The 13,098-nt window shown below is 71.1% G+C and carries 11 protein-coding genes; 7 read left to right on the plus strand and 4 right to left on the minus strand.

All coding sequences use genetic code 11. The annotated features are described in order from the left end of the window. Positions 1–47: 47 nt before the first annotated feature. Positions 48–632: a TetR/AcrR family transcriptional regulator gene (locus tag HPY23_RS15445; protein WP_091884567.1), complete on the plus strand. Its 585-nt coding sequence runs from the start codon at positions 48–50 to the stop codon at positions 630–632. Here the strand turns inward: HPY23_RS15445 and HPY23_RS15450 are convergent. From HPY23_RS15450 to HPY23_RS15465, 4 genes are all read right to left on the minus strand, one after another. Then, positions 623–949, minus strand: coding sequence for a DMT family transporter (locus HPY23_RS15450; RefSeq protein ID WP_091745585.1), 327 nt, complete (start codon positions 947–949; stop codon positions 623–625). The genes HPY23_RS15445 and HPY23_RS15450 overlap by 10 nt on opposite strands. Continuing rightward, the gene (locus tag HPY23_RS15455) at positions 946–2,106 is read right to left on the minus strand and encodes an SDR family oxidoreductase (protein ID WP_244537525.1); all 1,161 of its coding nucleotides are present in this window, start codon (positions 2,104–2,106) and stop codon (positions 946–948) included. Before HPY23_RS15455 ends, HPY23_RS15450 begins: the two co-directional genes overlap by 4 nt. A 292-nt stretch (positions 2,107–2,398) precedes the next feature. After that, positions 2,399–3,769, minus strand: coding sequence for an ATP-binding response regulator (locus HPY23_RS15460; protein ID WP_407942786.1), 1,371 nt, complete (start codon positions 3,767–3,769; stop codon positions 2,399–2,401). Continuing rightward, the gene (locus HPY23_RS15465; RefSeq protein ID WP_060848693.1) at positions 3,766–4,929 is read right to left on the minus strand and encodes an FIST N-terminal domain-containing protein; all 1,164 of its coding nucleotides are present in this window, start codon (positions 4,927–4,929) and stop codon (positions 3,766–3,768) included. The genes HPY23_RS15460 and HPY23_RS15465 overlap by 4 nt, the downstream gene beginning before the upstream one ends. Positions 4,930–5,597: 668 nt before the next feature. Between HPY23_RS15465 and HPY23_RS15470 the strand changes: the two genes are divergently transcribed. The 6 genes from HPY23_RS15470 (at position 5,598) to HPY23_RS15495 (ending at position 13,068) form a co-directional block, all read left to right on the plus strand. Next, positions 5,598–6,263 carry a response regulator gene (locus HPY23_RS15470; RefSeq protein WP_091745579.1) on the plus strand — a complete coding sequence of 222 codons (666 nt, stop codon included), beginning with the start codon at positions 5,598–5,600 and terminating at the stop codon, positions 6,261–6,263. A gap of 209 nt (positions 6,264–6,472) precedes the next feature. Continuing rightward, a complete protein-coding gene (locus HPY23_RS15475) occupies positions 6,473–8,536 on the plus strand; it encodes a carbon starvation CstA family protein (protein WP_091884570.1) in 2,064 nt (687 codons plus the stop codon). A 5-nt stretch (positions 8,537–8,541) separates the two neighbouring features. Further along, entirely contained in the window at positions 8,542–8,760 is a 219-nt protein-coding gene (locus HPY23_RS15480; protein WP_091884573.1) for a YbdD/YjiX family protein, read from the plus strand. Between the two features lie 296 nt (positions 8,761–9,056). Then, a complete protein-coding gene (locus HPY23_RS15485) occupies positions 9,057–10,028 on the plus strand; it encodes a DMT family transporter (protein ID WP_060848689.1) in 972 nt (323 codons plus the stop codon). A 305-nt stretch (positions 10,029–10,333) separates the two neighbouring features. Then, the gene (locus HPY23_RS15490) at positions 10,334–10,633 is read left to right on the plus strand and encodes a hypothetical protein (RefSeq protein WP_091884576.1); all 300 of its coding nucleotides are present in this window, start codon (positions 10,334–10,336) and stop codon (positions 10,631–10,633) included. Between the two features lie 80 nt (positions 10,634–10,713). Continuing rightward, positions 10,714–13,068 (plus strand): Tex family protein, encoded by a 2,355-nt coding sequence (locus HPY23_RS15495; RefSeq protein WP_091884578.1) that lies wholly within the window; start codon positions 10,714–10,716, stop codon positions 13,066–13,068. Positions 13,069–13,098 lie beyond the last annotated feature (30 nt).

The raw sequence follows: 13,098 nt of genomic DNA on the forward strand, positions 1-13,098 counted from the left end.
GCGCGGGTTTTCACCCGAACAACCCGGCCGGCGGCAAGAGACACGAGATGGCACGGCCAGGATCATCGAAGCGCGAGGCGATCGTCGCGGCAGCGAAGGCGCTGCTGTGGGAGCGGGGCTACGAGGCGACGAGCCCGCGCGACGTGCTCGACCGCAGCGGCGCCGGCCAGGGCAGCCTCTACCACCATTTTTCCGGCAAGCGGGAGGTGGCGGCGGCCGCGCTCGCCGAGATGGCCGAGGAGGAGATCGCGGTGATCGACGCTTTGTTCTCGCCCGATACCCCGCCCCTCGACCGCGTCGGGGCCTACCTGACCCGCGAGCGGCAGGCCCTGCGCGGCTGCCGGCTGGCGCGTCTGGCCAACGAGGCGGCGATGGAGGAACCGGCCCTGCGCGAGCCGGTCGCGGCCTATCTCGGCCATATCGAGGCGTCGTTGCGGGCGAGCCTGGAGGAGGCGAAGGCGGCGGCCGACCTCCTGCCCGGGATCGAGCCCGCCAACCTGGCCGCCGCCCTGCTGGCGATCGTCGAGGGCGGCTACGTGCTCGCCCGCGTGCACTGGGATGCGGCGGCGATGCGCGCGGCGATCGACGGCGGCGTGCAGCTGCTCGCCGCCGTGAGCCGCCCTCAGGCGTGAGCCTGGGCCGCCGCCAGGATGCCGACGCCGACCGCGATGACGCCGATGCCGAGGATCATCAGCGGCGTCACCGGCTCGCCGAACAGGATCGCGCCGCCGAGCGCCGCGCCGACCATGCCGACGCCGGCCCAGATCGCGTAGACGATCCCGATCGGCAGCATGTCCATGCTGCTCGACATCAGCCAGAGCGCGGTGCCGTAGCCCAGCGCCACCAGGACGGTCGGCCCCGGACGGGTGAGCCCGTCGGCGGCCTTGAGGGCGAGGGTCGCGGTGATCTCGGCGCCGATCGCCACCGCGAGGATCAGGAACGGGTTCATGCGCTCGCCGTCAGCGGCAGGTCCGGGGACGGGGCCGGCGCGACGAACATCTCGAGGTCGTCGGCGAACTGCTCGGCGATCTCGGGAGCGTTCTCCAGGCAGACCTTGAGGTAGTCGGTGAAGGCCGGCGGCGGCGCCAGGCCCTCCGCGAGCAGCCGCTCGTTTGAGAAGGTCAGGTCGAGGGAGCAGAAGGCGTAGTAGGCCCGCACCGCCCGCAGCATCGCCTGCTTCATGGCACCGTCGAGGCCGAAGGTCTCGGCGAAGCGCCGGCGCAGCAGCGCCCGGTCGGCGGCGAGGTCGAAGCGGCTGAAGTCGTCGCGCGGGCCGCCCGCCGGATCGGCCGCCGCGAAGGCCTGCATCAGGTCGTCCCAGCGCGAGCGGGCGCCGGCCCCGGCCGAGATGTGGTAGAGGTTGTGGGCGAGCGTCGGCTTGCGCAGGAGCCCGACGAAGCTCTCGGCGACCCAGTCGACCGGGACGATGTCGACGGCGCTCTCGGGCGCGCAGGGCACGAGGCGCAGGCGGTCGGCGGCGCGGATCACCCACAGGATGCTGGAGCTCGGCGCGGCGCCCAGCGTCGAGTGGCCGACGACGATCGAGGGACGGGCCACGACGATCGGCAGGTCGGAGAAGCTGCCGGCGAGCGAGGTCTCGGCTGCGGCCTTCGAGACCGTGTAGGCGACGAGGTGCCGGGCGTCGCGGGACGGGTAGTTCGCTTCCTCGACCAGGGACGGCGCTTCCGCGCCGCAGATCATCGCGGTGCTGACGTGCAGGAAGCGCACGAGGCCCGGCATGCCCCGCGCCCGGCGGGCGAGCGCCAGGGTGCCGTCGTGGTTGGTGCGGCTGACCCGCTCCTCGCCCCACCACGAGGTGTCGGCGGCCAGGTGCAGGACGTGGGTGCAGGAATCGAGCCGCGGGTCGGCGTCGAGGTCGGCGCGGGTGAAGTCGCCCGGCACCACCTCGACCGCGCGGGCGAGGCGCTGGGCGGTGAACGGGTCGGTGAAGCGCGACAGCCGCGCGGCGATGCGCTGGCGGCCCTGCTCGGCGCTGGCGCAGCGCACGAGGCAGACCCACTCGGTGCCGTCGCGCCGGCTCAGGGCCTGGTGAAGAACGGCACCGCCCAGAAAGCCGGTTGCGCCCGTCAGTAATATCCGTGCCACGCTGGACCTCCCCGCATCCATGGAGAGGTGCCACATGCCAGCGGACAAATAACCCACTTCTGCGGCACCGAACTCGTGTTCATGCAGTATGTTGCCCGGGCGCAACCGTCTATTTCTCCTTGAGCTTAGACCATTCGCTGAAAAGCCGCTCCAGAAATGCAATAGATACAATAAGGCATAGTCCGTTCGGCCTATGAAGCGACATGCACCGCCGGCAATCGACTGCGAGCCGGCAGGGCCGGCCGCGACAGACATCTTTTGGAAACATTTCCGGGACGCGCGGGCGCGCGATTCAGGCGCGGCTGAGCAGATGAGCCAGCAGCGCACGCAGCTGGGCCGGCTTCAGCGGCTTGTGGACCAGCTCGCAGCGAGCCGCCCGGACCCGTGCCTCGACCTCGGCCGAGTGGTCGGCGGTGGTGATGACGGCCGGGATGTCGTGGCCGTGGACGGCGCGCAGCCAGGCCACGGTGTCGAGCCCGCAGGCGCCGCCGTCGAGGTGGAAGTCGGCGACGACGACGTCGGGGCTCCAGGTCGTGCCGAGGAGCCGCACCAGGCTCAGGTGATCGCGGGCCGCGAAGGCGTTGGCGTCCCAGCCGTGGAAGAGCCGCGCCAGGGCCTCGAGCGCCGGCTTGTCGTTCTCGATCAGCGCGATGCGGGCGCCGGTGAGGCTCGTCGGCGGCACCAGCGAGGGGGCCGGCCGGGGCGGCTCGGCGGCGCAGGGGGTGAGGTGGAGGCTGAAGCGCGAGCCGTGCCCGACCCGCGATTCGAGGCTCAGGCCGTGGCCGAGCGCCTGGGCCGAGCGGCGCACAATCGACAGGCCGAGGCCCAGCGCGATCTCGCCGTCGACGCTCTCGCGCCCGCCGCGGTGGAATTCCTCGAAGATCAGTTCCTGGTCGCTCTCCGGGATGCCGGAGCCCGAATCGACCACGTCGATCCGCACCGTGTCGCCGCGCTTCCTCGCCGCCACCAGCACGCCGCCGGCCGCGGTGTAGCGGATCGCGTTCGAGGCCAGGTTCTGCAGGATGCGCTGGAGCAGCACGAGGTCGCTCTTCACCCAGGTCCGGCCGCCGCGCACCGAGAAGCGCAGGCCCTTGCGGGCGGCGAGCGGGCCGAAGCTCGCCTCCAGGCTCTCCAGCACGTCGGCGACCAGGACCGGGCGCACCACCGGCTGGATCAGGCCGGCATCGAGCTTAGAGATGTCGAGGAGCGTCTTGATCAGGTCCTCGATGGTCTGCAGACCGCGCTCGACCTGGCCGACGATGCCGCGGGCCTCGGGCCCCACCGGCATGTCGGCGAGCGCCGAGAGCGACAGCCGGGCGGCGTTGAGCGGCTGGAGCAGGTCGTGGCTCGCGGCGGTGAGGAAGCGGGTCTTCGAGCTGTTGGCGCGCTCGGCCTCCTCCTTGGCGGCGGTGAGCGCCTGGTTCGAGCGCTCGAGGCTGCGCATCAGGGCGGTCAGCTCCTCGGTGCGGGTGCGGACCTGGCCCTCGAGGGTGATGGCGGTCTGGAACAGCGAGTAGGCGCTGCCGCGCTGGTCCATCCGGCGCTCGACCTGGGACATCAGCGCGGCGTTGATGCGCTCGAGCTTGGCGACGCGGACGCGCAGGGCGGCGGCCTCCGCCTCCGCCTCCGCGGCCGGGCGCGGGGGTGCGTCGTCCCGGGTCACGGGCCCGCCGGCCGGCCGATGGCGATGCCCGTGAAGGTCTGGTTCAGGTGCATCGAGCGGTACTGCTCGCCGTAGGTCTCGAAGCCGACGACGTTGTAGTGCCGGTAGAGCTCGGCGATGCTGTGGCGCGCCTGGTGGATCTCGGCGTCGAGGCGGCGCAGCACGCATTCGAAGCCGATCACCAGGTCGACGCCGCCGAGCCGCGCGTCGAGACGGGCCAGCTCCTCGCGGGTCGCCTCGACCAGGTCCTTCTGGCGCGCGAGCGTCAGCACCACGCCGCTCTCGATCGCGCAGTGGAAGCTCAGCGACCGGTCGGGGTTGAGGTGGCGGATCGAGCGGCAGAAATAGTCGCCGCCGACCCGCACCACGAGGGGATGCGCGGCAAAGCTCGTCGGCGTCAGGGCGTCGGGGTCGAGGCCGAGCGCGTTGGCGTACTCGACCGCCGCCGGCTCGGCGTTGAGCTCGCGCACGGTGCGCTGCTCCTGGTCGGTCTCGGTGACCACGAACTTGACGCCGGTCGGCTCGAAATTGTCGTTCTTGAAGATCTCGACCGGGAAGTCGGTCTCGATCAGCAGCAGCACCGCGGCGCGGCGATGCACCTGGCCGTCGTGGATCAGCGCGGTCTCGGAGAAGGTCAGCTCGTCCCCGGCCGAGCCGCCGACCAGCGGCACCCCGTCGAGGCCGTACCCGACCGCGGCGATCACCGATTCCTCGGCGTTGGCGAGCCCGTCGATGAGCGAGATGGCGAAGCGCTGCCCGCCGCGGGCGATCCGGTCGAGGTCGGCGCGCAGGGCGCGGATCGAGGCGGCGGCGCGCTCGGCGTCGAGGTTGTCGACCTTCTCCAGCACCGCGGAGGCGATGCGGAACCCCTCGTGCGGGAAGGCGATCACCACGAGGCCGCGGTCGAGCCCGGCCATCGGGCTGATCTCGCCCGAGGAGGTGCAGCCGGCGATCCGCACGCCCGGGAAGGCGCGGGCGAGCGCGGCGTTGAGCGCGGCCACGCCGTAGACCGGCGAGAAGAAGATCACCAGATGGGCGATGCGGCTGACGTCGAGGGAGGCGGCGATCGCCGCAACGGCAGCCTCGGCCCCGGCCGCGTCGGTCCAGGCGGTCTGGATGCCGCAGCGATGCGACCGGGTGCGCGTATCCTCGCCCGACACTGGCCGCGCAGAACTTCCCCGCGCCAAAAGCCCCCCTCCCGCTCTTGCCGGATCCGGCCCGGCTTTGTTCGTTTTTAGAGTATGCGACCAGGGCGGACGGCTGGCAACGGCGGTCACCCGCGGCGTCGGGATTTAACCCTTACGGAAATCGCCTCCAGGGCCCCGCCCCGCGTGCCGCGCCGGGACGAAACCGGGTGCGCAGGCGCGGCCGGTGCGGCGGCCGCGCCTGCGCGTCGGGAGCGGAAGGGCGATCGCCCCCGCGATCGGCGGCCGCGCCGCCCCACGCGACGCTGCCGCCAGATGCCCCGCTCGCCCCCGCCCACTCCGCGGTGAGGATGTCCTTCGGCCGCCGAGGTTGCCGGAGGATAGGACCGGGCCGCCGTCAGCCACCATAGGACCAAGGTGCAGGGATCGCCTGTTGGGAACCACCTCTTTGCCGAGGCTCCATACCAAAGCACGGTGGCTGCTCCGGTGGGTGGATGGTAACTCTTTTCTCGACTTGCGGATGCGGCGGAAATGCTGCACCGCATCTACGAGTGCGTGCGCCGTGCGGTGGTGCGCTTGCGAGAGGATGATCCGCTGCGATGGTGGGATTGACCGGCCGGGCCCCCGAGGTGTCTCTTCCGCGGCCGGACGGGGCACCGACGCCCGTCGCGGAAGGGTCGGACATGCACCTGATCATCGTGGACGACCACCCGCTGTTTCGCGACGCGCTGAGCAGCGCGGTCCGCCTCGCCTTCCCGGCCGCCGATGTCGAGGAGGCCGACGGCATCGAGAGCGCCTGCGCAGCCCTCTCCCGCGGCCGCTCGATCGACCTGACGCTGCTCGACCTCACCATGCAGGGGGTGAACGGGTTCGACGGGCTGATCGCGATCCGCACCCGTTTCCCGCGCATCCCGGTCCTCGTCGTCTCCGGCCTCGACGACCCCCGCATCGTGCGCGAGGCCCTGTCGCACGGCGCCGCCGGCTTCGTGCCCAAGGCCGCCGGCAAGCCGGTGCTGATCCGGGCCATCACCGACGTGCTCAACGGCGCGGTCTTCGTGCCCGAGGGCCTGTCCGGCCCCGCCGAGGCCCCCGGCCGCAAGGCCGGCAAGCCGCCGATCGCCGAGCGCATCGCCGAGCTGACCCCGCAGCAGGTCCGCGTTCTGCTGATGATCCGCCAGGGCAAGCTCAACAAGCAGATCGCCCACGAGCTCGGCGTCGGCGATTCCACCGTCAAGGCCCACGTCTCCGAGATCCTGCGCAAGCTCGGCGTGATCAGCCGGACCCAGATCGTCATCGAGACCGCGAACCTCGACTACGACAACATCATGTCGACGCTGCCGTCGAACTGAGGAGCCGGCGGGCGGGATTTCGCCTGCGGGTCTCCATCCGTCCGGCGGCGCCCGGCCCTGCCGAAAAACCTACGACGAAAGTCTCATTCCGGCGCGGGCGGCCCGCTCCGCGGCCGCATTGGCAGTGCGTAAGGTTTCCTTTACCCGAAAGTCGAAGGACGCCGCCGACGCCCGTTTCAGCCCGGCGGCATAGCCGGGAGGAACACCCCATGACTGCCGTCCGGAAGCACGGACCCTGGGCCCTCGTGGGCGCGCTGGGGGCGGCCGCGCTCGCGGTCGTCGCCACGCAGCGCGGCGAGAGCATCAACGCCCTCTGGATCGTCGTGGCGGCGGTGTCGGTCTACCTGATCGCCTACCGCTACTACTCGCTCTACATCGCCGACCGCATCATGCGGCTCGACCCGACCCGCCGGACCCCGGCGGTCCGGCACAACGACGGGCTCGATTACGTCCCGACCGACAAGTACGTCCTGTTCGGCCACCATTTCGCGGCGATCGCGGGTGCCGGCCCGCTGGTTGGCCCGGTGCTGGCCGCCCAGATGGGCTACCTGCCGGGCCTGCTGTGGATCCTGTCCGGCGTGGTGCTGGCCGGAGCCGTGCAGGACTTCATGGTGCTGTTCGTCTCGATGCGCCGCGACGGCCGCTCGCTCGGCGAGCTGATCCGGGCCGAACTCGGCACGATTCCGGGTGTCGTCGCGCTGTTCGGCGCCTTCCTCATCATGGTCATCATCCTGGCGGTGCTGGCGCTGATCGTCGTCAAGGCGCTGACCGAGAGCCCCTGGGGCACCTTCACGGTGATGGCGACGATCCCGATCGCGCTCCTGATGGGCGTCTATTCGCGCTGGATCCGCCCGGGCCGCATCGGCGAGGTCTCGATCCTCGGCTTCGTGCTGCTGATGGCCGCGATCATCTTCGGCCAGAACGTCGCCGAGGACCCGGCGCTCGCCGCGATGTTCACCTTCACCGGCACGCAGCTGTGCTGGATGCTGATCGGCTACGGTTTCGTCGCCTCGATCCTACCGGTCTGGCTGCTGCTGGCGCCGCGCGACTACCTCTCGACCTTCCTCAAGATCGGCACCATCGTGGGCCTGGCGCTCGGCATCCTGGTGCTGGCGCCCCACCTGCAGATGCCCGCGGTGACGAAGTTCGTCGACGGCACCGGGCCGGTCTGGTCGGGCTCGCTGTTCCCGTTCCTGTTCATCACCATCGCCTGCGGCGCGGTCTCGGGCTTCCACAGCCTGATCTCGTCGGGCACCACCCCGAAGCTGATCGACAACGAGGTCAACGCCCGCTTCATCGGCTACGGCGGCATGCTGATGGAGTCCTTCGTCGCCGTGATGGCGCTCGTCGCCGCCACGGTGATCGATCCGGGCGTCTACTTCACCATGAACTCGCCGGCGGCGGTCGTCGGCACCACGCCGGAGAGCGCGTCGGCGGCGGTCACCGCCATGGGCTTCCCGATCTCGGCCGAGACCATCAAGCAGACGGCTTCCGACGTCGGCGAGCACACCGTGATCTCGCGGGCCGGCGGCGCGCCGACGCTCGCGGTCGGCATGGCCCACATCATCTCGAGCGTCGTCGGCGGCAAGGCGATGATGGCGTTCTGGTACCACTTCGCCATCCTGTTCGAGGCCCTGTTCATCCTCACCGCCGTCGACGCGGGCACCAGGGCCGGGCGCTTCATGCTCCAGGACCTGATCGGCGTCGCGGTGCCGGCCTTCAAGGACACCGCGTCCTGGGGCCCGAGCATCGTGGCGACGGGCCTGTGCGTCGCGGCCTGGGGCTTCTTCCTCTACCAGGGCGTGACCGACCCGCTCGGGGGCGTGAACACCCTGTGGCCGCTCTTCGGCATCTCCAACCAGATGCTGGCGGCGATCGCGCTGACGCTCTGCACCGTCGTCATCTTCAAGATGAAGCGGGAGCGCTACGCCCTCGTCACCATCGTGCCGACGCTCTGGCTCGTCGCCTGCACCCTGACGGCCGGCCTCCAGAAGGTTTTTTCCGCCGATCCGCGGGTGGGCTTCCTGGCCCATGCCGAGCGCTACGCGACCGCGCTGGCCGAGGGCAGGGTGCTGGCGCCGGCTAAGACCGCCGACCAGATGCGCCAGATCGTCCTCAACGACCGGATCGACGCCGTGCTGGCGCTGGTCTTCGTCGGGGTCGTGGTGGCGATCATCGCCTTCGGCGTCCAGGCCTGCCTGAAGGCCTACCGCACCGACCGCTGGACCGCCGTCGAGGCGGACCCGCGGGCGATGCCGGCGGCGGCGGAGTGAACCCGATGGACGCCGAGACCTTACGGGATCGCTGGGCGACCCTGACGCGCTGCGTCTGCGACGGTGCGCGCCTGATGGTCGGACAGGGCAACTACGACACCTACGTCGCCCATATCCGCAAGACCCACCCCGACCAGCAGCCGATGACCGCGACGGAGTTCTTCCGCGAGCGGCAGAACGCCCGCTTCGGCGTCGGCGGCCGCGGCGGCTTCCGCTGCTGCTGACGCCTCTCGCCCGCGCGGGGCAGGTTAACCCTGCGCGGGCGAAACAACACGCAATTGCGGATCGGGTTCCGGCGAAGACGAAACCCGTTCATGTTTCTTTCAGGAGACACCCTTAGGCCTTGCGGCAGGATGATGGCGGCGACCTCGCAAGTCGCCGCCGCCGCGACACGATCGGGTAAAGCACGCCTTAACTAGGGCTGACCCGACAGCATGGCCGTAGCGCGCAATCGGCACGGCTTGGTTCGACGGGGCGGTGGTAATCAGAAGGTCCCTTCCCGACACCGCCGTACACGCCCGTGGCCACCCTCAGCCTTCCCGTCGCCGTCCCCTCCGCCCGCCCGGCCCTGCCGGCCCTGCTCGGCGACCAGCCGCTGCGCGGCATCGTGCTGGTGGTGCTCTCCACCGTCTTCCTGTCGAGCTCCGACGCCACGGCGAAGTACCTCACCGGACAGCTCTCCGGGATCGAGGTGGCGTGGCTGCGCTACGTCGGCTTCCTCGCCGTCATGCTGGCGGCGGCCGTGGTGCGGGCGCACCTCAAGCGCGGCGCCTCGCCGTTCCGCAGCGCCCGGCCGGGCCTGCAGGTGGTGCGCGGCGTCGCCCTCGTCGGCTCGTCGCTGCTGTTCCTCGCCGGCCTGCGCATCCTGCCGGTGGCCGAGACCACCGCCATCGCCTTCGTCTCGCCGATCTTCGTCACCGCCCTGTCGATCCCGGTGCTCGGCGAGAAGGTCGGCGCCCGGCGCTGGGCCGCCGCCTTCGTGGGGCTGCTCGGCGTGCTGATCATCGTGCGGCCGGGCACCAGCGCCTTCCAGGCCGCGGCCCTGCTTCCGATCGTCTCGGCCCTGTTCTGGGCCGCCGCCCTCGTCGTCACCCGCAAGATCAACGGCTACGACGCGCCCCAGACGACCATGACCTGGTCGGCGGTCGTCGGCTTCGTGATCCTGTCGGCGCTCGTGCCCTTCGTCTGGGAGACGCCGAACCTCAACCAGGTCGCGATCGGCGCCGCCATCGGCTTCATCTCGACCGCCGGGCACTGGATCGTCACCATCGCGTACCGCCACGCCCCGGCTTCGACCCTGGTGCCGTTCTCCTACAGCCAGATCATCTGGGCCGGCCTTCTCGGCTTCACGTTCTTCGGCACCGTCCCGACCGCCTGGATGGGCCTCGGCGTCCTGGTGATCTGCGGCAGCGGCCTCTACACCGCCCACCGCGAGCGGATGCGCCGCGTCCCGGCCCCGACCGGGGTGCTGCCGGCGGGCGGGGTGCGCTGACGCCACTCCGTCGAACTCGCTCCAACCTGGAATCCATCAGGCGGCCGATCGCATCGGCCGCCTGAATTTTACCGGGGCTTTCCATCGGCATGCCGCTCCGCTCTCCGATCGACGGGAGGGCAATGCAGCCGGACAATCGCCGGCGGAGAGCGGATCGGCTCTCCTCGGCGGAGGGGCGGCGTGAAGTACGTCATCGCCCTGCCTGCAACGTCCTTCACGTCCGTCGGCCTGTTCGAGGCCTTCCGTGCGATGCTGTCCGGCGGTTTGGCTCCCGCCATCGTTCCCCTGGCGGCAGGACCGGCCGCATGGTCGTCCCGCTCGTCTTGCCGCCCGTCGAGACGCACGTCGCGGCCGGTCCGCGCTTCGGCTGGCTCGTCTGCGCGCAGGCGGGCCCGCCCCTGGCGATCCGTGACGGTCTCCCGTTCTTGCGCCTGCCGGGCGGCCACGGCGATCTCGTGCTCGTCGTCCTGCTATCCATTCCGATGGTCGCCGTGACCCTGGTGGCGGCCCGCTCCCTCTTTACGCGGGCGGAGATGGACGCCGCAATCAAGCGCGGCAGCCGGAACGGACAGGTCGCCCAGGCGCGAAGGGCTCCACCCGCCTGACCCCTCTCCCAGCCCTTCCCACTCGTCCCCAACCCCCGTAAGGACACGCCTCCCCGTCGCCCCGGAATCGCGGAGTCGCCATGTCCAGCATCACCCAGCGCATCGCCACCGAGCTCGGCGCGCAGGAATGGCAGGTCAAGGCGGCGGTGGAACTCCTGGACGGCGGCTCGACGGTGCCGTTCATCGCCCGCTACCGCAAGGAGGTGACGGGTACCCTCGACGACGCGCAGCTGCGCACCCTGGAGGAGCGCCTGCGCTACCTGCGCGAGCTGGAGGCCCGGCGTGCCGCGATCCTCGAGAGCGTCCAGTCCCAGGGCAAGCTCGACGACGCGCTGAAGGGCCAGCTCCTCGCCGCCGACACCAAGGCGCGGCTGGAGGACCTCTACCTGCCGTTCAAGCCCAAGCGCCGCACCAAGGCGCAGATCGCCCGCGAGGCCGGCCTCTTGCCCCTGGCCGAGGTGTTGCTCGCCCGCCCCGACCAGGTGCCGCTCGCCGCCGCCGCGCCGTTCGTCGACGAAGCGAAGGGCGTGGCGACGCCCGAGGCGGCGCTGGAGGGCGCACGTTCCATCCTGGTCGAGCGCTTCGCCGAGAATGCCGAGCTGGTGGGGCAATTGCGCGAGGCGTTCTGGACCCGCGGGCGCCTCGTCTCGCGGATGCGGGACGGCCAGGCGCAGGCCGGCGCCAAGTTCTCCGACTATTTCGACTTCTCCGAGCCCCTGACCCGCCTGCCCTCCCACCGGGTGCTGGCGCTGTTTCGCGGCGAGAAGGAGGAGGTGCTGGATCTGCGCCTCGACGAGGCACCCGAGGGCGTCGACGCCCAGAGCCTCTACGATGGCCGCATCGCTCTCTCGGCCGGCATCCAGGACCGCGGCCGGCCCGGCGACCGCTGGCTGATGGAGGCGGTGCGCTTCGCCTGGCGCACCAAGCTGAAGCTCTCGATCGAACTCGACCTGCGCGCCCGCCTGTGGGACGCGGCGGAGACCGAGGGCGTGCGGGTCTTCGCCGGAAACCTGCGCGACCTCCTGCTCGCCGCGCCGGCCGGCGCCCGGCCGACGCTCGGCCTCGATCCGGGCTACCGCACCGGCGTGAAGGTCGCGGTGGTGGACGCGACCGGCAAGGTGGTGGCGACCGACACGATCTACCCGCACGAGCCGCGCCGGGACTGGACCGGCGCGCTGATGACGCTGGCCAAGCTCTGCCGGACCCACAAGGTCGAGCTTTTGGCGATCGGCAACGGCACCGCCTCGCGGGAGACCGACAAGCTCGCCGCCGAGCTGATCGCAAAGCAGCCTGAGCTGAAGCTCACCAAGGTGATGGTGTCGGAGGCCGGCGCCTCGGTCTACTCGGCCTCCGCCTATGCCAGCGCGGAACTGCCGGGGCTCGACGTGTCGTTGCGCGGCGCGGTCTCGATCGCCCGACGCTTGCAGGACCCGCTCGCCGAACTCGTGAAGATCGAGCCGAAGGCGATCGGCGTCGGCCAGTACCAGCACGACCTCGCGGAGGGGAAGCTGTCGCGCTCCCTCGACGCGGTGGTGGAGGATTGCGTGAACGGCGTCGGGGTCGACGTGAACACCGCCTCCGGGCCGTTGCTGTCGCGGGTTTCAGGCCTCACCGAGCGGGTGGCGCAGAACATCGTCAGCCACCGCGACGCCAACGGGCCGTTCCGCAGCCGCTCGGGGCTGAAGAAGGTCGCGGGGCTGGGACCGAAGGCGTTCGAATTGTCGGCGGGCTTCCTGCGCATCCAGGACGGAGACGACCCGCTCGACGCCTCGGGCGTCCACCCGGAGGCCTATCCGGTGGTGCGCCGCATCCTCCAGGCGACGAAGAGCGACATCAAGGCGGTGATCGGCAACGGCGGCGTGCTGAAGGGCCTGAACCCCAAAACCTTCACCGACGAGACTTTCGGGCTGCCGACCGTCACCGACATCATCGCGGAACTCGAGAAGCCCGGCCGCGACCCGCGCCCGACCTTCAAGACCGCGACCTTCCAGGAGGGCGTGGAGAAGATCGGCGACCTCACGCCCGGCATGGTGCTGGAGGGCGTGGTGACCAACGTCGCGGCCTTCGGCGCCTTCGTGGATATCGGCGTGCACCAGGACGGGCTCGTCCACATCTCGGCCCTGTCCAAGACCTTCGTGAAGGACCCCCGCGCGGTGGTGAAGCCCGGCGACGTGGTGCGGGCGAAGGTGCTGGAGGTGGACGTGCCGCGCAAGCGCATCTCGCTCACCCTGCGGCTCGACGACGAGGTCGGCGCCCGTCCGCCCCGCGAGCCCGGCGGCCAGCACCGCGACGGGGCCCGTCGCGACGCCAGACAGGACGCAGCCCGGCCGCAACGCTCCTCGCGGCCGCAAGGCCGCCGCGAGGAGGCGGCGGGCGGCGGCGCGCTGGCCGATGCCCTGCGCAAGGCCGGGCTCGACCGGGGGCCGCGGCGGTAACGGCGATGGGCCGCGAAGGGAGGCCGCCGG

It is taken from the genome of Methylobacterium ajmalii, from assembly GCF_016613415.1.
Taxonomy (GTDB): Bacteria; Pseudomonadota; Alphaproteobacteria; order Rhizobiales; family Beijerinckiaceae; genus Methylobacterium; species Methylobacterium ajmalii.